General features: G+C 60.9%; 19 protein-coding genes. 5 read left to right on the forward strand and 14 right to left on the reverse strand.

Annotated features, from left to right (window positions below; all coding sequences use genetic code 11):
• Positions 1 to 5 precede the first annotated feature (5 nt).
• The gene (locus AB9N64_RS05760; RefSeq protein ID WP_019816814.1) at positions 6 to 1,559 is read right to left on the reverse strand and encodes a DUF726 domain-containing protein; all 1,554 of its coding nucleotides are present in this window, start codon (positions 1,557 to 1,559) and stop codon (positions 6 to 8) included.
• Between the two features lie 285 nt (positions 1,560 to 1,844).
• Here AB9N64_RS05760 and AB9N64_RS05765 point away from each other — a divergent pair, with 285 nt between their 5' ends.
• Together AB9N64_RS05765 and AB9N64_RS05770 are read left to right on the forward strand one after the other, a co-directional pair.
• Complete coding sequence (locus AB9N64_RS05765) at positions 1,845 to 2,840, forward strand: GlxA family transcriptional regulator (protein ID WP_019816812.1); 996 nt, start codon at positions 1,845 to 1,847, stop codon at positions 2,838 to 2,840.
• A 111-nt stretch (positions 2,841 to 2,951) separates the two neighbouring features.
• On the forward strand, positions 2,952 to 4,151 hold the full coding sequence (locus AB9N64_RS05770) for an NAD(P)/FAD-dependent oxidoreductase (RefSeq protein ID WP_130175103.1): 1,200 nt from the start codon (positions 2,952 to 2,954) through the stop codon (positions 4,149 to 4,151).
• Positions 4,152 to 4,320: 169 nt separating this feature from the next.
• Here AB9N64_RS05770 and AB9N64_RS05775 read toward each other — a convergent pair whose 3' ends face one another.
• The 3 genes from AB9N64_RS05775 to AB9N64_RS05785 all read right to left on the reverse strand — a co-directional run bounded on the left by AB9N64_RS05775 (position 4,321) and on the right by AB9N64_RS05785 (position 7,072).
• Entirely contained in the window at positions 4,321 to 5,511 is a 1,191-nt protein-coding gene (locus tag AB9N64_RS05775; RefSeq protein WP_014718852.1) for a sugar transporter, read from the reverse strand.
• 112 nt (positions 5,512 to 5,623) lie between these two features.
• Positions 5,624 to 5,986, reverse strand: a complete 363-nt coding sequence (locus AB9N64_RS05780) for a type 1 fimbrial protein (protein ID WP_014718853.1) — start codon at positions 5,984 to 5,986, stop codon at positions 5,624 to 5,626.
• An 87-nt stretch (positions 5,987 to 6,073) separates the two neighbouring features.
• Positions 6,074 to 7,072, reverse strand: coding sequence for a bile acid:sodium symporter family protein (locus tag AB9N64_RS05785; RefSeq protein WP_058410387.1), 999 nt, complete (start codon positions 7,070 to 7,072; stop codon positions 6,074 to 6,076).
• A gap of 85 nt (positions 7,073 to 7,157) precedes the next feature.
• Between AB9N64_RS05785 and AB9N64_RS05790 the strand changes: the two genes are divergently transcribed.
• The 3 genes from AB9N64_RS05790 (at position 7,158) to AB9N64_RS05800 (ending at position 9,791) form a co-directional block, all read left to right on the forward strand.
• A complete protein-coding gene (locus AB9N64_RS05790; RefSeq protein WP_014718855.1) occupies positions 7,158 to 7,946 on the forward strand; it encodes a helix-turn-helix domain-containing protein in 789 nt (262 codons plus the stop codon).
• Positions 7,947 to 8,040: 94 nt separating this feature from the next.
• Complete coding sequence (locus AB9N64_RS05795; RefSeq protein WP_371360046.1) at positions 8,041 to 8,472, forward strand: hypothetical protein; 432 nt, start codon at positions 8,041 to 8,043, stop codon at positions 8,470 to 8,472.
• A gap of 377 nt (positions 8,473 to 8,849) precedes the next feature.
• Positions 8,850 to 9,791: a transposase gene (locus AB9N64_RS05800; RefSeq protein ID WP_172832683.1), complete on the forward strand. Its 942-nt coding sequence runs from the start codon at positions 8,850 to 8,852 to the stop codon at positions 9,789 to 9,791.
• A gap of 254 nt (positions 9,792 to 10,045) precedes the next feature.
• On the opposite strand, the gene AB9N64_RS05805 is transcribed toward AB9N64_RS05800, so the two are convergent.
• The 10 genes from AB9N64_RS05805 to AB9N64_RS05850 all read right to left on the reverse strand — a co-directional run bounded on the left by AB9N64_RS05805 (position 10,046) and on the right by AB9N64_RS05850 (position 21,071).
• Complete coding sequence (locus tag AB9N64_RS05805) at positions 10,046 to 11,290, reverse strand: zinc-dependent alcohol dehydrogenase (protein ID WP_060766987.1); 1,245 nt, start codon at positions 11,288 to 11,290, stop codon at positions 10,046 to 10,048.
• Between the two features lie 84 nt (positions 11,291 to 11,374).
• Complete coding sequence (locus AB9N64_RS05810) at positions 11,375 to 12,493, reverse strand: carboxylate-amine ligase (protein WP_371360047.1); 1,119 nt, start codon at positions 12,491 to 12,493, stop codon at positions 11,375 to 11,377.
• 7 nt (positions 12,494 to 12,500) lie between these two features.
• Complete coding sequence (locus AB9N64_RS05815; protein ID WP_371360048.1) at positions 12,501 to 13,445, reverse strand: methyltransferase; 945 nt, start codon at positions 13,443 to 13,445, stop codon at positions 12,501 to 12,503.
• An 11-nt stretch (positions 13,446 to 13,456) separates the two neighbouring features.
• On the reverse strand, positions 13,457 to 14,836 hold the full coding sequence (locus AB9N64_RS05820) for an iron-containing redox enzyme family protein (RefSeq protein ID WP_371360049.1): 1,380 nt from the start codon (positions 14,834 to 14,836) through the stop codon (positions 13,457 to 13,459).
• A gap of 295 nt (positions 14,837 to 15,131) precedes the next feature.
• Positions 15,132 to 16,874, reverse strand: coding sequence for an ABC transporter substrate-binding protein (locus tag AB9N64_RS05825; RefSeq protein ID WP_003192009.1), 1,743 nt, complete (start codon positions 16,872 to 16,874; stop codon positions 15,132 to 15,134).
• A 47-nt stretch (positions 16,875 to 16,921) separates the two neighbouring features.
• Entirely contained in the window at positions 16,922 to 17,194 is a 273-nt protein-coding gene (locus AB9N64_RS05830; protein ID WP_014718862.1) for a DUF2160 domain-containing protein, read from the reverse strand.
• Between the two features lie 11 nt (positions 17,195 to 17,205).
• On the reverse strand, positions 17,206 to 18,006 hold the full coding sequence (locus tag AB9N64_RS05835) for a carbohydrate ABC transporter permease (protein WP_003192012.1): 801 nt from the start codon (positions 18,004 to 18,006) through the stop codon (positions 17,206 to 17,208).
• A 10-nt stretch (positions 18,007 to 18,016) separates the two neighbouring features.
• Positions 18,017 to 18,883, reverse strand: a complete 867-nt coding sequence (locus AB9N64_RS05840; protein WP_003192014.1) for a carbohydrate ABC transporter permease — start codon at positions 18,881 to 18,883, stop codon at positions 18,017 to 18,019.
• Entirely contained in the window at positions 18,880 to 19,977 is a 1,098-nt protein-coding gene (locus tag AB9N64_RS05845; RefSeq protein ID WP_032902868.1) for an ABC transporter ATP-binding protein, read from the reverse strand. The genes AB9N64_RS05840 and AB9N64_RS05845 overlap by 4 nt, the downstream gene beginning before the upstream one ends.
• Positions 19,977 to 21,071: an ABC transporter ATP-binding protein gene (locus tag AB9N64_RS05850; RefSeq protein ID WP_105227134.1), complete on the reverse strand. Its 1,095-nt coding sequence runs from the start codon at positions 21,069 to 21,071 to the stop codon at positions 19,977 to 19,979. Before AB9N64_RS05850 ends, AB9N64_RS05845 begins: the two co-directional genes overlap by 1 nt.
• Positions 21,072 to 21,160: the final 89 nt, after the last annotated feature.

Raw genomic sequence — 21,160 nt, forward strand, 5'->3', positions numbered from 1 at the left:
GCTTATCAGTCGGACGCGACCGTGCGCATCACCGTGTCTCGCGGCAGGTCAAACGCTTCCACCACTTGCACCACCAGCTCCAGTTCCTGGTTGAGCGCCTCGCGCTCCATGCGTTGGCGGATCACGCCGACCACCAGTACCGCCAAAGTGGTGATCGAATACGCCGGGCCGGAAAACGCCCGAACGCCGCTGACCAGCAACATCGCCGCAGCCAGCGCCTGGCCCACCACCGGAATCGCCGTGGCCGCACCGCGCCGCAGGATAAACCCGGTCAGCCCGGCCAACGCCGTGCCGCTCAAGGCTGCGGTAGCCGAACGGCCCACATCCAAGCGGTTGAACAACCCCTGCTCTTTTTGTGCCGCCGCCTTGAGCTCGGCCTCGAACGCCTGACGATCAGCGCGGCTGAGTTTGTCCTTGTACTGCTCGATCAGTGTTTCTGCGACCTGCCCTTCGATCTCGGCAAGCGCCACATGCTCAAGTGGTTGGTCGAACTTGATGCCCAGGCGTTGCGCCACATCTTCGGCAATCTGGCGATAGCCCACGCCATGGCCACGGGCCAGGTTCATAAAGCTATCACCGCCCATGCGCTGCAATTCAATGGCCAGTTTCAACGGCTCACGCACACTGGCATCAATCGCGGCACTGCGCTTTTGCGCCATCAGTTCGGCAAGAAACTTCAGCTCCTCCGGCCGCGCTTGCACCAACGCCGGGTACAGGTCCACGTCTGCTTCGGCAAACCGCACGTCACTGCTGCGCGAGTCCACACGGATCATGCCGCGCCGTTCCTGCAGCAAATCGGTGTACTGCACCACCGTCTTCAACTGCGGCCAATAGGCGGCATGATCGAAACTGGCCAGGTGCACATTGGTGACCTTGGCCTTGAGCGCGGGCGTCACGTCAATCGCATAGCGGCCGATGCAACGCTCGGTATCGGGCTTCATGGCCAGCGCCCAGTCCTTGCTGGAATGGCAGTTGATCAACCGCCCCTTCAGCGGCGCCGACACCTCGTCCCAGGGGCTCGAGGTACAGATCGCCCCACCCATCAACAACAGGTTATTCAACGGCAATTCGCGAGCGATCTCGGGGCTGGCCAGCAGGCTCTTGACCAGAATGCGTGCGCCCAGGGAATGGCCGATCAGGTTGATGCGCCGCACCGGCAGCGCCTGGTTGTGCAGGTAGCCGGCCAGTTCGGGCAACAAGGTCTTGGCCACTTCATCCACCCGTGCCTCGACACTTTTGTAATGGTCGAGAAAATAGGCAATAGCCTTGCCCACGCCCACCGTCGCCGCGCCCAGGCCGCCACCGCCGAGCAGCGAGGCGAGCACGTCCTTGAACGGTGCAAACAGGTTTTCCAGAAAATGCCCCGCCGGCCAGAACAGCATCAAGTTGGTCGAACCTTCGATACCCGCCAACTGCTGCTTGAAGTTGCCCAGTTGCTGGCGGTTGAAGAACGCCGAGTAACCGTGAACATAGAGATTGAGCACATCCCCCTGGGGCTCGCCACACAGGACGAACGTGGGCTTGCGGGTGCGGTGCATTTCATCCCACTGTTGTTGCATAGGGCGGCGACTCCGGTTGACGGGATGGCGATAGTAACAAACAGAGGCGATCAGAACGGTGAATCCTGACCGACGTTTGCAGAAGGGCCTGGCCAAAACAGTATTCAACCAAGACCAAACGCTGCGCGACTGCTTAAACTGTCTGGGGGGCATGGTAAAACAGCGCCCTGCCCCTTTACCGGAGACCACTGTCATGACGTCCAAAGTTGAACAACTCAAGCCATTTACCAGGGGCATGGGTGCACACTTGCGCACCTTGAGTCAGATCGAGCAACTGGCCAGCGTATGACCCTACTCTCCCCATTGGCCCAACCGCGCACCTTGGTGTTCCTGACGTATCCGCAGATGGGTTTGCTCGACCTGACCGGCGCGCAAACGGTGTTCTGGGCCGCCACCAAGGCCATGGCCGAACGCGGTTTGCAAGGTTATGTGCTGCACAATGCCAGCCTGGCGGGCGGGCTGATGCCAACCGCCGAAGGCTTGAGCGTCGACACTGTGGCTTTAGCGCAGTTGGACCCAGCCACCATCGACACCCTGGTGGTACCCGGCGCGCCCGCCATTGAGCAAGCCATGCTGGACAATACTGCGCTGGTGGACTGGCTGCGCAACGCCTCCGGTCAGGCGCGACGTACCGCGTCGGTGTGCAGCGGCACGTTTTTGCTGGCGTTGGCGGGCTTGCTGGAGGGTCGCCGCGCGGCGACGCATTGGGCCATGTGCGAGCTGCTCAAGCAACGCTTCCCGAGCATCGAGGTGGACGTGGACGCGATCTTCGTGCAGCAGGGCCAGGTGTGGACCTCGGCGGGCGTCAGTGCCGGGATCGACCTGGCGCTCGCGCTGGTGGAGGCCGACTGCGGGCGCGAAGTGGCGCTGCAAGTGGCACGCGAACTGGTGGTGTTCCTCAAGCGCCCCGGTGGCCAGGCGCAGTTCAGCCAGGTGCTGCAAGCGCAAACCGCCGACAGCGCCGGCTTTGATGCGCTGCATGCCTGGATCAGCGACAACCTGCGCGACAGTGACCTCAGCGTCGAACGCTTGGCCGCGCAGAGCCATATGAGCCCACGCAATTTTGCCCGGGTGTATAAGCAAAAAACCGGTCGCACCCCGGCCAAGGCCATTGAGCTGTTTCGCATGGAAGCGGCGCGCCGCATGCTTGAAGACTCACAGCGCAGCATCGAGCAGATCGCCGGGCTGTGCGGGTTTGGCGACGAAGAACGCATGCGCTGCACCTTCCACCGCCACCTGGCCATCTCACCGCGCGACTACCGCGAGCGCTTTTCCCGCTAGGCCGGCAGAGGTGGCAGTCATCCAGGGTTATATGTCCTTTCGGACAGGCCCTGCTGCTTTTACAGTGATCCGGCAATGCCTTGCGGCTTATCTGGTCTCTGGAGCAACCCCATGAAACAACACATTCTGATCATTGGCGCCGGGTTCGGTGGCGTGTGGAGCGCCTTGAGCGCGGCTCGGCTACTGGATAAACACGACCGCAACGATGTGCGCATCAGCCTGCTCGCCCCCCAAGCGGAGCTGCGTATCCGCCCGCGGTTCTACGAGCCCGATGTACATACCATGCTGGCCCCGCTTGATGCGCTGTTCGACGCCGTAGGCGTGACCTTTGTGCAAGGCGCCGCCGACAGCATCGACGCCACTAATAAGCAAGTGACCTACCGCAACGCGGCCGGCATCCCGGCCACCCTCAGCTACGACCGCCTGGTAGTGGCTGCCGGCAGCCGCTTGAACCGCCCAGACATGGACGGCATCGCGCATGTGTTCGATGTGGATCAGATCGAAGACGCCGCGCGCCTTGAGGCCCATATCAAGGCCCTCAAAAATCTGCCCGACAGTCCGGCCCGCAATACCGTGGTGGTGGCCGGCGGCGGCTTTACCGGTATCGAGACCGCCACCGAAATGCCGGCGCGCCTGCGTGCGGCACTGGGTGAGACGGCCAACATCCGTGTGATCGTGGTCGACCGCGGGCCGCAGATTGCCGCGTCGATGGGCGATGGCATACGCCCCTCGATCATCGAAGCCAGCCGCGAGCTGGGGATTGAATGGGTACTGAACACCTCGGTCGCCTCGGTGGATGCCGGTGGCGTGACCCTGGCGGATGGGCAGCGGATTGAATCAAGCACCGTGATCTGGACCATCGGCTTTCGCGCCAACCCGCTGACCGAACAGGTTGAGGGCACCCGCGATCCCCAGGGCCGCCTGCACGTGGACGCCCACCTCAAAGTCAAGGGCCAGGCTGCCATCTTCGCCGCTGGCGACGTGGCCTACGCCGCCACAGACGCGCTGGGCAACTTCGCTGCCATGTCCTGCCAGCACGCCATCGCCCTGGGCCGCTACGCCGGCAACAACGTCGCCGCCGATCTGATCGGCGTGGCCCCCATGGCCTACAGCCAACCCAAATACGTGACCTGCCTCGACCTCGGCGCTTGGGGCGCGGTGTACACCGAAGGCTGGGACCGTCAGCTCAAGCTGGTGGGCCAGGAAGCCAAGGAACTCAAACAGCAGATCAATAGCGTGTGGATCTACCCACCGGCGGCGGATAGAGCAGTGGCACTGGCGGCGGCGGATCCGTTGATTCCGGTGGCGTAGGACAGTCAGTTAAGCGAACGCATTGCTCAAGGCAGTGAAGATCAAATGTGGGAGCTGGCTTGCCTGCGAAAGCGATAGTGCAGAAACAGATGCAATGACTGACACACCGCCATCGCAGGCAAGCCAGCTCCCACATTAAGTCTGCAGTTATCCGGTGGATACGGGGCGATCAGCTTGGCATCGGGGCACCACCCTGCCCAAACCGCCGAATCGCCAGGCAATACCCCACCAACGCCAACCCCGCCAGCAAACCGCCCGCCGCGCCGATCCAGGCGAAGCCGAAGTGGCTGCCGACCCAACTGCCCATCAACGCACCACCGCCGATGCCGATGTTGTAGATCCCGGAAAACATCGCCATGGCCACATCGGTGGCATCCGGTGCCAGCACCAGCACCTTGGACTGCATGGCCAGGCCAAAGCCCATGATCGCCATGCCCCAGAAAATACTCAGCCCCACCAGGTAAGACTCGGCGCCGCTCAACGGCAGCATCAGCGCCAGGCACGCGGCGAGGATAGACACTGCGCCGATCACGAACAGGTGGGGGTTGAGGCGATGCACCAGGCTGAACAACAACGAGCCGATGATGCCAGCACCACCGAACACCAGCAGGATCAGGGTCACGGCACTGCCGCCCAGGCCGGCGACGCCTTCGACGAAGGGTTCGATGTAGCTGTAGGCGGTGAATTGCGCGGTAACGGTCATTGCGGTCAGCACATAGAGCGCCACCAGCGCAGGACGCTTGAACAGCAGCGGCAGACTGCGCAGGGAGCCGGAGTTCTGGCTGGGCAGCAGCGGCAAGGTGCGCCCTAGCCAGAACACCAGGGCGGCGGCGAACGCGGCGATCACCAGGAAGGTAGTGCGCCAGCCCATGGCCTCGCCCAACAGGCGGCCCAAGGGAATGCCCAACACCATCGCCAGGGATGTGCCGGTGGCCAGCAAGCCAAGGGCCTGCACCTGCTTGCCCTCTGGCGCCAGGCGTACAGCCAGCGAAGCCGTGATCGACCAGAACAACGCATGGGCCAGGGCGATGCCGACCCGACTGACCATCAGCAAGCCGAAGCTGGTGGCGACGCTGGAGAGGATATGGCTGGCGATAAACAGACCGAACAGCACAATCAACAATTTGCGCCGTTCGACGTTGCGGGTCAGCAGCATCACCGGCAGCGAGGTCAGCGACACGATCCACGCATAAATGGTGAGCATCAGGCCGACGCTGGCCACGGGCATGTCAAAGCTGGCGCCGATGGCGCTGAGCAGCCCGACGGGGACAAATTCGGTGGTATTGAACACAAACGCGGCCAGCGCAAGGGCGATGACCGGTTGCCAATTGGCTTGTGGGGTTGCGGCTGAAAGGCTCATTGACGGGCGCGGTACTCTGACGGTGATCAAGCGGCCACCCAGGACAAGCGCCGCCGCCGACCATTCTATAGGTTTCTCGCACCGCTGTTGCTGCGGATCGTCGCCCGGCGGCCTACGGCGAAGTCATGGTAATGATGTAGTTGCCTGACTGGATGAGCTTGCCGGCGCTGTCTACCAACACATAGCGCTGATCGTAATAGCGCCCCTTGCCGCTGTCCGCCACCAGCCGCACATGGGGTGCATCGACACTGACAACCGGCGCCACACTGCGCACCTCGATTCGGCTGCCACGACTGGATTGGGCACAGCCGCGCAGTTCCATCACCGAACCGCTGCGCGCATTTGTCGCACACCCTGACTCGACAATGGCGCCGCTGAACCTGATGGTGCCCTGCCCCACGGTTTGTGCGGCGCCGCAGGTACTTGCCCACAGCCCCAGAAGGCCAGTCATTACCGCTACACGACGAACGTTCATGCCGACACTCCTTCTTGGGTTAGTTAAGAAGTAAGTCGTCGTCACGCCGGTTAACTTGAGCTTATTTACCCGCGTATGAGAGGTGCATCACGGATCCACCTGCCCCATTAACTCGGGGATGCCCTCCGGCCGCTGGGCATAGCGTTGGGCCAACGCCGCGCAGACCATCAACTGGATCTGGTGAAACAGCATCAACGGCAAAATCAACACGCCCATGCTCGCCCCGGCAAACAGCACCTGCGCCATCGGCACGCCGGTCGCCAGGCTTTTCTTCGAGCCGCAGAAAAGGATGGTGATGCGGTCTTCCTGGTTAAAACCAAACGCCTTGCCCAGCAGCGTAGACGCCGCCAACACCAGGGCCAGCAACACGCAGCAGGCCACCACTAACCCGCCCAATTCCCACAGCGGGATCTGGTGCCAGATGCCTTCGTTGACCGCCTCGCTGAAAGCCCCGTAGACCACGAGCAGAATCGAGCCCTGGTCGACGAACTTGAGCCAGGCTTTGTTACGCCCGACCCAGCCCCCAATCCAGCGGCTGGCGACTTGCCCGGCAATGAACGGCAGCAACAACTGCACGCTGATTTTGACAATCGCATCGACTGTGGAGCCGCCATCCCCATGCACGTTGAGCAGCAGCGCTACCAGCAGCGGCGTCAGGAAGATGCCGAACAGGCTGGACGCCGCCGCGCTGCAGATGGCCGCCGGGATGTTGCCGCGGGCCAGGGAGGTAAAGGCAATCGCCGATTGCACAGTGGCCGGCAAGGCGCAGAGGTAGAGCATGCCCATGTACAGCTCGTTGCCGATCAACGGCGACAGCACTGGCTTGAGCGCCAGGCCCAACAACGGAAATAGTACGAAGGTCAGGCTGAACACCAGCAAATGCAAACGCCAGTGGCCGGCACCGGCGACGATAGCCTTGCGCGACAGCTTGGCGCCGTGCAGGAAAAACAGCAGCGCGATGGCCAGGTTGGTGACCCAGCCGAACGCCACGGCGGTCTGGCCGCTGGCGGGCAGCAGTGAGGCGAGGATCACCGTGGCGATCAGAGTGAGGGTGAAGTTGTCGGGGAGAAACCGGGGCCGGGTCATAAGCAATTCTTCCAGGGGTTGCCAAGAGCGTCGCGACGACTCTAACGTAACCACCTGTTACCGACTAACGCCAATGAGCCAGTAAATGCCGCCTAAAGGACATGAAAAAGCCGTTCGCCGCAGTGTCCCAGGGCTTTCCAGCCTGCCGAGGCCGGTGTACGGGCGTACTGAATCCTTGCCCAACCGTGCGCTGACGCGACGCCACAGCCACCCGTGGGTGCAGCTGTCCTACGCGATTTCCGGAGTGCTGGAGATCCAGACCAGCGTTGGCCGTTTCGTCGCACCACCGCAGCGCGCGGTGTGGATTCCGGCCGGCATGCCCCATCGGGTGTTCAGTTCACCCCATACGGAAATGCGCAGCTTATACCTCGATTGCAGCGTCACCGCCTGGGCCGCCGAGCGTTGCCAGGTGCTGGAGGTGAGCAGTTTGCTACGCGAGCTGATCCGCAACTTCAGCCAATTGCCGGTGGAATATACCGAGGACGGGCCGGACGGGCGCCTGGCTCAGGTACTGCTCGATCAACTCGCCGCCGCACCCCAGGTGGATTTGATGTTGCCACTGCCTCACGACCCACGGCTGCGACAGATCTACCGCAGCCTCAACCTGCATCCCGAGCAGCAGACGACGTTGGGCGAGTGGAGCCGAAAGCTGGAGGTGAGTGAAAAGACCCTGAGTCGGGTGTTCCTGAGTGACACCGGGCTGACGTTTCGCGCATGGCGCCAGCGCCTGCGCCTGTTGAGCGCTCTGCCCGCCCTGGAACAAGGCGAGCGGGTGACGGATGTGGCATTGGGGTGTGGCTATGAATCGACCTCAGCCTTTATCAATGCATTTCGTCAGCAGTTCGATTCCACCCCCGGTGAATTCTTCCGCTGACCCTCCCTCACGACGCAAATAATCCCCAAACCGACGCTCGGCTGGTATTGTGCCGCGCTTTGAAACACAGCAACCGACTGCGAGGAAATGGACGTTGAACACTGACGAAAAAATGACCGGGGACCTGTTCGAGGTTGATAAGCGCCTGTCACTCAAGCCCGTGGTGGACTTCAACGCCTACCTGCGCAGCGCCTTCGGTGACGGCCCTTGCACCTGCGTGCGCTGCACGGCCAGCGGTGGTGATGAAAGTAGTTATGAGTTCCAACATACCTTCGCCTTCGAAGGTAAGCCCGTGCACCGCCGCTTCGCTTCGACGGCAGGCAGTGATGTATTGATGGCGCTGAAAAAGGCATGGTTGTCGTACACCAAAGCCGAGCTGCCGCTCAGTGGCGTGTTGGCGCTGGATACGGTGAAAGAGTTTGTCGAGCCGCAGTTGCACAAACGCCTGGCGCCGTTGTTTGTGGCCAGTGGGCTGGTCAAGGATGTCGACGGCGAACTGCGCATCCAGCCGCAAGCCACGGCCTGACACAGGCTAATGTGGGAAATACCACTTTTGAAGCAAAGAAGATCCATGTGGGAGCTGGCTTGCCTGCGAAAGCGGTAGTGCAGTAACAGTGGCCGTTACCGCAGCAATGGATATGTACACATTCCAACTGTGTTGACTGTCAGGCCGCCTTCGCGAGCAAGCCCGCTTGTATGCTAGGACTTGAAGGGAGGAGAAGGGACAAAGCCCGATTCTGACTGTTGACGCAGTACAGACCGTGGGAGATTTCGCCCCTCCTCCTTTCACCCAAGCGCCGATAAAGAATGCATCTGGCTATGACCGACGATAGGAACAAGCCTGCGCCTCTGGGTGAGCCCTTCAAGTGCTCAAAACCTTAGCCCGGAGGAAGCCCCATGGCAATGCCAGTTTCTGTCTCAAAGCCAATCGTAGGCGTCGATGTCGCTAAGAATGAACTGGTGATTTATCACGCTGAAGTCGATTTGTTAGAAACAATCCCAAACACCAAAGCCGCTATCAAAAAATGGCTGAAGGCCTTGTCCTGCAAAGTGGCCATCGCAATTGAAGCCACCAATATCTACCACTTGGAGTTTGCTGATCTAGCTCATGAAGCTGGTTGCGTGGTTTACATGGTTGGAGGTTATGAGCTCAAGCATTACCGCGAAAGCGTGAAGATCCGGGCCAAGACCGATGCTTTGGATGCCAAGTTGCTCGTCCGCTATTTGAGAAAGGAGGCAGACGAACTGCGTCCCTGGACACCTCCATCACCGCTGTATCGCCATCTTCTAAGCCTGTTTCGTCGGCGCGCAGCCTTGGTTCAGGCGCGCGTCAGCCTGACGCAAAGCTGGGCGAACGAGCCGCTTCTTAAGGCCTCGTTTGCCGAGCAGGTGAAGTCGATGCAGAGACTGGAAGGGTTAATCGAAAAAATGATCAGTGACTGCCTGAAAGAAGCAGGTTTACTGGGTCAGTTGAAGCGTTGCTTGAAAGTCGAAGGCATCGGTTTTTTGACTGGCGCGCGTTTGATTGCCACCTTCCAACGGGGAGAGTTCAGGAATTCGGACGCGTTTATCGCCTTTCTTGGTATGGATTTGCGCGTCAACAAGTCAGGACAGAAGGATGGTCGTCGTAGTTTAAGTAAGCGCGGCGACTCAGAAGCTCGGCGCCTGCTGCATAACGCAGCGATGGCGGCTAGCCGAACAGAGACATGGAAAGCGTTTTATCAAGCACAGAGGGCGCGAGGCTATAGCACCACACAGGCGCTGGTAATACTGGCCCGCAAGCTTGCTAGGGTGGTGTTCGCTCTGCTGAAAGGGCAAAGCGAATATCAGCCAAAAGTTGGTTGAGGGTTGCCCCTCAACCATAGAATCTCCCACAGTAGGATTGTGGGGTGTCAGGTAGATAGGTGTTGCTTGTCATGCCGTCTTCGCAGGCAAGCCAGCTCCCACATTGGTCATGCATTGCCCACAAAATCAGCGTCCGGCACAGATCCCCTGTGGGAGCGGGCTTGCCCGCGAAGGCGGTGTGTCACTCACTGAATATTCAACTGAACCACCGCTATAGCAGGCAAACCAGCTCCCACATTTTTCCGGTTATTGGCCTAGAACCCGGGAACACCTTGTACGCGCAACTCAGGGGTCAGTTCGTCCACTGGCTCGGTCAGCGGCCGGTCGCTCCCACCCGGTAGCAGGATCACCTTGCGGCATTCCTCTTCGGCTTTATCAAACAGCTCATACCCCCGCGCCGCCTGCTCCAGGGGCAGCCGGTGAGTGATGATCGCCTCCGGGTGCAGATGCCCCAGCTCGATGTGCTCCAACAACTCCGGTAAGAACCGCTGCACATGGGTCTGGCCCATCTTGAAGGTCAGCCCCTTGTCGAAGGCATCGCCGAACATGAAGCCATGGATAAACCCGGCATACACCCCGGCGACGCTGACCACGCCGCCACGGCGTACGGCGGCGATGCACTGGCGCAGAGCCTTGCCGCTGCTGCCTTCGACCTTGAGGGCAGTGAGCAGGGTTTCCGTGGTGCTGCCCTTGGCCTCGAACCCCACCGCGTCCACCACGCCATCGACGCCGCGCATGCCGGCGGTCTGGCGGATGATGGTGTCAGCCGGGTCCTCGTCTTCTTCGAAGTTGATCGGGATCACACCGTACATTTTCTGCGCATAGGCCAAACGATACGGATGGTCGTCGACCATGAAGATCTGCTCGGCGCCCAACATTTGTGCGCAAGCCGCACTGAGCAGGCCCACCGGCCCGGCGCCATAAATCGCCACACTAGAGCCTTTGCCAATGCCGGCATTGGTCACTGCCTGCCAGGCGGTGGGCAGGATATCGGAGAGGAACAGCACCTTCTCATCCGCCAGGGTGCCGGGCACCTTGAACGGCCCGGTGTTGGCCTTGGGCACCCGCACCCACTCCGCCTGGCCGCCGGGAATGCCGCCATACAAACGGCTGTAGCCGAACAGCGCGGCACCCGGCGGGATGGCTTTTTTATTCAGGATCGCACCGCGCCCATCGTTGGTGGTTTCGCAAGCGGCGAATTGCTGGAGCTGGCAGAAAAAGCAATCGCCACAGGCAATCACGAACGGAATCACCACGCGGTCGCCGGGTTGCACGGCGGTGACGGCCGGGCCGGTTTCTTCGACGATACCCATGAACTCATGGCCGAAGATATCGCCGTGCTCCACGGTCGGGATCTTGCCCCGGTACAGATGCAGGTCCGAGCCACAGATCGCGGTGGCGGTGACCCGCAGAATGATGTCGTCGGGTTGTTCAATCATCGGATCGGGCACGGTATCCACCTGCACCTTGTGTGCGCCCTGGTAAGTCATCGCTCGCATGCTCTGCGCTCCTGCCGTTGAGGGGTTATTCATTAAGGGCAGAGCAGCCCCCTCAGTGTTCCATCAACCTCGATCAAGACCCGATCAATGGTCGCCGCGAGTCTGGGCCAACAGCAGGTCGACCACCTGGCGCAAGCTGGCAAGCGCATCGGCGCCGCTGGCCTGGGCCTGGGCCTGCCAGCGCAACTGCTCGGCCGCGCTGTTGCCGCGTCGCAGCAGCGCCTGCAGGGTATCGAACAGCAGCGGCTCGCCCATGACCTCAGCGGTGGCGGCAAAGGTCTGCCTGGCGCCTTGCAGCCATTGCTCAGCGCTGCCCAGGGTGCCTGCGTCGTCCAAAGCGAAGGTGCCAGCGGCCCCATAACGCTTGGCCTGCCAGCGATTCTCCTTGAGCAGCCAGCGCGCCTCGGCACTGAACCTGGCTCCAGGGCGCTGCATCGCGCAGGCATGGGTAACCATCACCCGAAACAGCGTGGCGAGGGCCAAGGCGTCCGCCAGCCGTGGGCAGGCGTCGGTCATGCGCAGTTCCAGGGTGGGGTAACGCGCCGCCGGGCGAATGCCCCACCAGCCATTGCCATCGGCCTTGATCGCGCCGATGCGCTGCAAAAGGGCCAGGTAGCGCAGGTACTCGGCCCAGTCGCTAAAGTGCTCCGGCACGCCCATGCGGGGCCACTCGTCGCACGCGGCCTGGCGGTAGCTCATAAAGCCGCTGGGCGCGCCGTCCCAGAAAGGCGATGAGCAACTGAGCAGCAGCAACAACGGCAGCCACGGCGACACCTGGTTCATCACCGCGATACGGTCCAGCGTTTGCGGCACCTGCACATGCACATGCAGCCCGCACAACACACTGCGCCGCGCTACATATTGAATATCGTCGAACAGTTGCCGGAAATGCGCCTGATCGGTCGGCTGTTGCCCACGCCAATCGGCCAGGGGGTGGCTGCCGGCGCACACCACACCGAGGCCGAACTCAGCCAGGGATTGCGCCAGGTTGCGGCGTACTGCTCGGAAGTAGTCCGCCGCTTCGGCGCTGGAGGTGAACACCGGAGAGGCCGCCTCGATCTGGCCCTGGAACATCTCAAACGAGAAGCCTGCGCCAATCGCTTCGCGGCAGGCTGCCAGCACCGCCGCCGAGGGCTCGCCGACCATCTGGCGGCTGTGCAGGTCGGTGATGAAGTATTCCTCTTCAATGCCAAAGGTGAGCATCGGGTATTCAGCGCAATCGGGTGACAGTCAGTGCGACCACGGCGATGCGCTCCACCTGCTCATAGCCGGGCTTTTCCAGTTCTTCACCGAAAACGTCCGGGTCCAGTTCGCGGTAGGTCCAGCCGTAGGCGTCGCTGCCTAGCAGTGGCTTGACCGCCTCCAGGAAAGGGTCGCTGCCGGCCACCATCGCCACCCCGGTATACAGCAGCAGGCTACCGCCCAGGGCCAGGCGCCCGATGGACTCACTGACGATGCGCAGCGACAACTGCTCCCCCAAGGCGCCGCCGCCATGGCGATAGGCGCGCTGGCGGTCATCTTTCATGTACGGCGGGTTGGCGACGATCAGGTCGAATTCGCCCTCCACACTGGCCAGCACGTCACTGTGGTACACGCTGACGTTATTCAGCGCGGCCAGCTCGGCATTCACCGCGGTCATGCGCAGGGCACGGGGGTTGATATCCACCGCCAGCACCTGGGCGTCATGCCGGGCTTTAGCAATCACCAGCGCGCCGACGCCGGCGCCACAGCCGATGTCCACGGCGCGCTTGAGCGGCTCGAAACGTTGTTGCAGGTAAGCTTCGATTACCTGGGCAAAGCGATAGCTATCGGGGCCGAAAAACACCGCGTCCGCCTGGTCGGTGGGATAAGGCGAATGGGCGAACAGCAGCTCGTCGAGGCTCGACCATCGCACTGCGCTGCGCCATAGCGCGCCGTGCTTTTCGATCACATCCGCTTGCTGCAATTCTCCACGCAGGGCCTCGGGCAACAGGCCTTGATCGAACGGCATCGACCAACCGAACACATCGCGCAGCGTCATTGCCAGGGGCGTCGCCAGCCGCCGATAGACACGCTCATGGGTCAAGGGCGTTGGCGTGATAAAGCGATAACCACCCTCCTTCAACCCGCGGCCCAATTTCAACAAGGCACGATCAGCCAGTTGTTGCGCAGACATAGGCACATTCCTTAGCGCAGGCGCGCACGCAGTTGGATAAAGCGGCGAGTGGCATACAGCCCGGCAGGCGTGCAGTGACGGCGGGCCGACAGCCACGGGATCAGCGCATTGAGCTGTTGCTCATCGGGCAAGTTGCACAATGACTCCGCCAGGGCCTGGGTATCAGGATCCGCGGGACGATGCTGCTCGCGGGAAAACCGGCTGCCGCGTCCCGGCCGCACGGGCGGCACGCGTTCGCTGGCAACCCATTCACCCGCAATCCAGTCATGGATCAGTTGTTTTTCATAACCGCTGAACACCCCGAACATCGCGGCGCCAGCGCCCTCGATCAATTGCCAGAAGCGACTGTTGGTGGGGTCCTGGTTGTGCTTGATCCAGCCTTTGTCTTCGAGGGCCTTGAGGAAAGCGCCGATCTGCCCAGGCCGGGCCAGCCATTGGTTGACGGTCTGCCCTTCAAAGCGGCAATAGTCCGAATGCATGTGCTGGCCGAAGGCGCGCTTGCGCTCAAGCATCGCCACCACCTCGTCCTGCAAGTTGAATTGTTTGATGATAGACGTGGTACCCAGGCCCAAATCATTCAGACGGTAGCCTGCCGCCACACGGCGATAGAAGTCTGCCCTGCCCTCGCCCAGCGGCAACAGGTTCAGCACCGATTGTGCAGCTTTGCACGCGTGGCCACTGCTGGCGTTGTCGATGGTGACATGCAGCGTGAAGTAATAAGGGTCGATGCCTAGCTCACTGAGTTCATAGGCGGTGATCAACAGGTGCAGCGGCAGTTGCTCGTAACCCAGGTTGAAGCCAATGACCTCCGGCAGGAACTCGTCGGCGCAAACGCCCAGCGCCAGTTGCAGCGCGCCTTGCAGGTAATGGTCATCCTCAAGGCCGGCGTCGCTGTCGGCATCGTGCTCGCTGAGCAACTTGCGGTAGATCACCACATGGTTCTGCGCAGCTTCACCGTCGCCCAATTCTTCCAGGTAAGTGGTGAGCAGGCCGTCGAAGCGCTGGTCTTGCCAATAGCGCAGCAAGCCGTATAGCCAGGCGCCGTCGACCTGTTTGGTCGGCGCCACACACTGCAGGAAATACAACGCATGGGCCTTGTTCTGGAAATACCGCCGTGGCCCACCGTTTCGACGCTGTTCCAGATAGTCGGCATAGGCCTGGGCCACCTCGGCGCAGCGCTGCTCGACCCAGGCCAGCAGCTGTTCGGGGGCCTCTGGCAAGTCGCAGTCGGTGGCCTCTACCAGGGCCAATTGATCGGCCAGGTATTCACGCGCCAGTTCGGTGGCGTCTTGGGTTTCGCCATGCAGCTGTTGGTAGACCCGTTGATGGCGGCCCTGGGCCGAGTCGGTGAGAGAGGCCGGCTGGCCAGACAGCGCTGTAAGGAGTGTCATGATGGCAGTTTCCGCAAAGTCCGTTACAACGGGCCTCCCACAAGGTGGCCCCGCAAGAGCGCTCAACATCACGCGCTTCTAAAATGCAGAGCCTCGGGGCGTGCGGAAAATTCAAATGAGGTTGGGTTGGGAGGGATAAGCGGTCGTTTGTCAGGGCTCACAAAACCAAAAAATGCCTGTAGGAGCGAGCTTGCTCGCGAAAAACGTCAACGATAACGCGTGCTTCCTGAATAAACGCGGCGTCGGTGAGTTCTTCGCGAGCAAGCTCGCTCCTACAGGGGTTGAGATGGCGCTGTTACTTACGCGCCGCCTCCCACTGCTTGAGCAGGTCGTTGTAGTTCACGGTTTCGCCCTTGGGCTTCTCGTTGGCCAGTTTCGGCTTCGGCGCGCCCGGCTGGTCAAACCAGTATTGCGCGTCACGCTCGGGGTTCATTTTCGGGCCGCACACCGGTTGCACCTTGGAGCGTTCCAGGCGCGTCATGATCGCATCCTGCTCCTTGGCCAGGTTGTCCAGCGCCTGTTGCGGGGTTTTCTCGCCGCTGGCCGCTGCGGCGATGTTGCTCCACCACAGTTGCGCCAGGCGCGGGTAGTCCGGCACGTTGGTGCCCGTCGGGGACCACTCGGTGCGGGCCGGGCTGCGGTAGAACTCCACCAGGCCACCGAGTTTGGGCGCCATGTCGGTCATGGCCTGGGAGTTGATATCGGACTCACGAATCGGCGTCAGGCCAACGATGGTTTTCTTCAGCGACACGGTTTTTGAGGTCACGAATTGCGCGTAGAGCCAGGCCGCGAGTTTCTGCTTTTCGGGCGTGGACTTGAGGAAGGTCCAGGAACCTACGTCCTGATAGCCCTTCTTCATGCCCTTTTCCCAATACGGCCCGACTGGGGACGGTGCCATGCGCCATTTCGGCGTACCATCGGCATTCACCACCGGCAGGCCCGGTTTGACCATGTCGGCGGTAAACGCGGTGTACCAGAAGATCTGCTGGGCGATGTTGCCCTGGGACGGCACCGGGCCGGATTCGGAGAAGGTCATGCCCGCCGCTTCCGGTGGCGCGTAGGCTTTCATCCAGTCCACGTATTTCTGCGTGGCGAATACCGCCGCCGGGCCGTTGGTGTCGCCGCCGCGGGTGACGCTGGAGCCCACCGGGTGGCAATCCTCTACACGGATGCCCCACTCGTCCACCGGCAAGCCGTTGGGCAAGCCTTTGTCGCCGCCGCCGGCCATGGAGAACCAGGCATCGGTGAAACGCCATCCCAGGGACGGGTCTTTCTTGCCGTAGTCCATGTGCCCATAAATGCGCTTGCCGTCGATTTCCTTGACGTCTTCGCTGAAGAACTTGGCGATGTCTTCATAAGCCGACCAGTTCACCGGCACGCCCAGGTCGTAGCCGTATTTCTCCTTGAACTTGGCCTTCAGCTCCGGCCGCTCGAACCAGTCGGCGCGGAACCAGTAGAGGTTGGCGAACTGCTGGTCGGGCAACTGGTAGATCTTGCCGTCCGGCGCGGTGGTGAAAGACAGGCCGATAAAGTCCTTGAGGTCCAGAGTGGGCGAGGTGAAATCCTTACCTTCGTTGGCCATCAGGTCGGTGATGGACTCGGTCTTGCCGTAGCGAAAGTGCGTACCGATCAAGTCGGAATCGTTGACCCAGCCGTCATAGATATTCTTGTCGGATTGCATCTGGGTTTGCAGCTTCTCCACCACGTCGCCTTCCTGCAGCAGGTCGTGGGTCAGCTTGATGCCGGTGATTTCACTGAAGGCCTTGGCCAGCACCTTGGATTCGTACTCGTGGGTGGTGAGGGTTTCCGACACCACGTTGATCTTCATCCCACGGAACGGCTCCGACGCCTTGATAAACCACTTCAACTCCTCCAACTGCTGGGCTTCGGTAAGGGTCGAGGGTTTGAACTCGCTGCCGATCCATTTTTTCGCGGCATCTTCATACGCATCAGCCCAGGCCGAAGCGCTCAAACCACTGAGGGCCAGTACGGCGGCCAATGAAATGCTATGTCGCAGCTTATTGTTTTTATTCAACATAGAGACCTCCAGGTTAGTTTCAAACGGGGCTTGCAGGAGCGAGCTTGCTAGCCCCAACGCATCACACTCAACAGCCAAACAAGGGAGAGCGCGGACGCCACCCAGATACTCCAGTCGGTAACGCCAATGACCAGCAAATGCAGGTAGGCACTACCGAGAAGACCGATAAACAAGCGATCCCCACGGGTGGTGCTGATCGGCAGCAAACCGCGCCGCGGGATACTCGGCGAACGTAATTCCCAAGTGGTCATGCCCGCCAGAATCAGGGCAATGCCGCCAAAGAACAGCGCAGTGGGGGTGGTCCAGGCCATCCATTCCATCATCGACTCCTCTAGACCCGGCCCAGGGCAAAGCCCTTGGCCACGTGGTTGCGTACAAACCAGATCACCAGCATGCCCGGCAGGATGGTCAACACCCCCGCCGCTGCCAGCACGCCCCAATCAATGCCGGACGCCGACACCGTGCGGGTCATCACCGCTGCGATGGGCTTGGCGTTGACCGAGGTGAGCGTGCGCGCCAGCAGCAGTTCGACCCAGGAAAACATGAAACAGAAAAACGCCGTGACGCCGATACCGGAGCCAATCAGCGGGATAAAAATCTTCACGAAGAACTTGGGAAAACTATAGCCATCGATGTAGGCGGTTTCGTCGATTTCCTTGGGTACGCCGGACATGAAGCCTTCCAGGATCCATACCGCCAACGGCACGTTGAACAGGCAATGGGCCAGGGCCACGGCGATGTGCGTGTCGAACAGGCCAATGGATGAATACAGCTGGAAGAACGGCAGCAGGAACACTGCCGGCGGCGCCATGCGGTTGGTCAGCAGCCAGAAGAACAGGTGCTTGTCACCCAGGAAGCGATAGCGCGAGAACGCATACGCCGCTGGTAACGCCACGCTCAGGGAGATCACGGTGTTCAGGCTCACGTAGTACAGCGAGTTGAGGTAGCCGGTGTACCAGCTTGGGTCGGTGAAAATCACCTTGTAGTTGGCCAGGGTGAAATCCTGCGGAAACAGGGTCAGGCCGCCGAGGATTTCGGTGTTGCTCTTAAAGGACATGTTCAGCAGCCAGTAGATCGGCACCAGCAGGAACAGGATGTAAACGAGTAGTGGAATCAGCTTGCGCTTGCTCATGTTGGCGGCCTCAGCGGTTGGCGTCGGAATGGGTCATGGCGGTGTAGAACAGCCAGGACACCAACAGGATGATCAGGAAGTACACCAGGGAAAACGCCGCCGCCGGGCCCAGGTCGAATTGGCCGACGGCCATCTGGGTAAGCGTCTGGCTCAGGAAAGTGGTGGCATTACCCGGCCCGCCGCCGGTGAGCACGAAGGGTTCGGTGTAGATCATGAAGCTGTCCATGAAGCGCAGCATCACCGCGATCAGCAGCACGCTTTTCATCTTCGGCAACTGGATATGTCGGAACACCGCCCAGGCCGATGCACGATCAATCCGCGCAGCCTGGTAGTACACGTCCGGAATGGCCCTTAAACCTGAGTAGCACAGCAGCGCTACCAGCGAGGTCCAATGCCACACATCCATCACCAGTACGGTGACCCAGGCGTCCATGGTGTTGGCAGCGTAGTTGTAGCTGATGCCCAGGGCGTTGAGGGTCGAGCCCAGCAGGCCGATGTCGGCACGGCCAAAAATCTGCCAGATAGTGCCGACCACGTTCCACGGAATCAGCAAGGGAATGGCGAGGATGATCAGCACCAGCGAGGACCAGCGGCCCTTGGTGGGCATGGTCAGGGCGATGGCGATGCCCAGTGGGATCTCGATCAACAGCACGCAGGCCGAGTAGATGAACTGGCGCAGCAGCGAGTCGTGCAGGCGCGGGTCGAGTAGCACCTGCTTGTACCAGTCGGCTCCGACGAAATAGCGGCTGGATTGGTCGAAAATGTCCTGCACCGAATAGTTGACCACGGTCATCATCGGGATCACCGCACTGAACGCCACCAGCAGGAACACCGGCAACACCAGCCACCAGGCCTTGTTGTTCTGCACTTTGTTCATGGCGCCACCTCCAGCAGGTAATCGTCGGCGTAGAGCATCAGCCATTGCGTCGGGAAGCTGATGGAAGCCTTGCCTTCCGGCACCGGCTTGTCCTCGGCCAGGCGCACCTTGAGGGTGGCGCCGTCGAGGTTGAGGGTCATGATCTTGTAGGTGCCCAGGTCTTCCACATGTACGACGTCGGCTTGCAGGGCGTCAGGGTTGTACTCGTCCCATACGTGGATAAATTCCGGACGAATGCCGACCTGGAGCTTTTTGTAGTCGGTGGTGTTGAGACGTTGCTGCATCGCTTCGGACAGCGGCAACAGGGTATTGGCGAACCCTACACCGCCAGCCTTGGCCTGCACCTCGATCAGATTCATCCCAGGGCTACCGATGAAATAACCGACGAAGGTGTGGCTGGGCCGCTCGAACAATTCACGCGGCGTACCGAACTGCACGATTTGCCCGCCGTACATCACCGCGATCTTGTCGGCGAACGTGGAGGCTTCCAGTTGATCGTGGGTAACGTAGACCATGGTGATATTGAACTGCTCGTGAATCTGCTTGAGCTTGCGCCGCAGTTTCCACTTCAGGTGCGGGTCGATCACCGTCAGCGGCTCGTCGAACAGGATCGCCGACACGTCATCGCGCACCAGGCCACGGCCCATGGAGACTTTCTGTTTTTCGTCGGCGGTGAGGTTGCGGGCTTTTTTGCTCAGCAGGTTTTGCAGGTCGAGGACTTCGGCGATTTCCTGCACCTTGCTGTGAATTTTCGCTTCGGCCATGCCCTGGTTGCGCAGCGGGAACGCCAGGTTGTCGAACACCGTCATGGTGTCGTACACCACCGGGAACTGGAACACCTGGGCGATATTGCGTTTCTCTGGAGTGAGATCGTTGACCACTTGGGTATCGAACAGCACCTGGCCTTCGGACGGGCTGAGCAGGCCGGAAATGATATTGAGCAGCGTGGACTTGCCGCAGCCCGACGGCCCGAGCAAGGCGTAGGCACCGCCCTGCTCCCACACATGATTCATTTCCCGAATGGCGTAGTCTTCTGGCCCTGTGGGTGTAGGACTATAGCTATGGGCCAGGTTACGCAAATGGATCTCGGCCATCAGGCAACCCTCGCGACACGGCGTCCGGGGGCCTGGACCAAGCGGCCCTGACCATCGAACACAAACAGTTTATGGGTGGGGATATACACACGGATCGGCGCGTCGACATCGTATTCATGCACCCCCGGCAGGTGCAGCACCAGCAGGAAGTGCTCACTGCGCACATGCAGGAAGGTTTCCGAGCCGCTGATCTCGGCGACTTCCACGGTCACCGCCAGCTCCAGGTCATCATCATTACTGGGTACCAGGCTGATATGGCTGGGGCGCACGCCAAAGCGGAATTCGCCTTCGCCGATAGGACGCAGGTCAACATTGAGTGGGAAATGCACGAAGTTGGCGAAACTCACTTCGTTGCCGCTGATGCGCCCTGGCATCAGGTTGATCGGCGGCTCGGAGAACAGCTCAGCGGCGAGGACGGTTTGCGGCTGGTGGTAGACCTCGGCGGCCTTGCCGCTTTGGATCACCCGCCCCTCATGAAGAATGGTGGTGGTGCCACCCAAGGCCAGGGCCTCGTTGGGCTCGGTGGTGGCATATATCGCGATGGTGTGGCGCGCCTTGAACAGTTCGCGCATTTCCTGACGCAGCTCTTCGCGCAGTTTGTAGTCCAGGTTGACCAGCGGCTCATCGAACAGAATCAGTTCAGCGTCTTTCACCAGGGCGCGGGCCATGGCGGTGCGTTGCTGCTGGCCACCGGACAATTCCAGGGGGTGACGCTGCAGGAATTTCTCGATGCGCAGCATCTTGGCGGTTTCCAGCACCTTGCTCTGGATCACCTCCTGGGACACACCGGCCTGGCGCAACGGCGAGGCGATGTTCTCGAACACGGTCATGGTCGGGTAGTTGATGAACTGCTGGTAGACCATCGACACATTGCGCAGGCGCACCGGCTTTTGCGTGACATCCACGCCGTTCATCAGGATGCAGCCGCTGTCGGGCTTGTCCAGGCCGGCCATCAGGCGCATCAGGCTGGTCTTGCCGGATAGGGTGCGACCGAGCAGGACGTTGAAAGAACCGGCTTCGAACCGCAGGTTGGCGTCGTCGATCCAGGTTTGGCCGTCGACAACGCGGGAGACATGTTCCAGGGTCAATGACATGACACGACCTTTTTATTATTGGAATGAATCTGGTCCGTTGTCAGAGCGAGTTTCGTGCCAATACCGCAAGCGCTTGATGTGTAAGGAGA

It is taken from the genome of Pseudomonas sp. KT_2_4 (assembly GCF_041410225.1).
Lineage (GTDB): Bacteria > Pseudomonadota > Gammaproteobacteria > Pseudomonadales > Pseudomonadaceae > Aquipseudomonas > Aquipseudomonas paracarnis.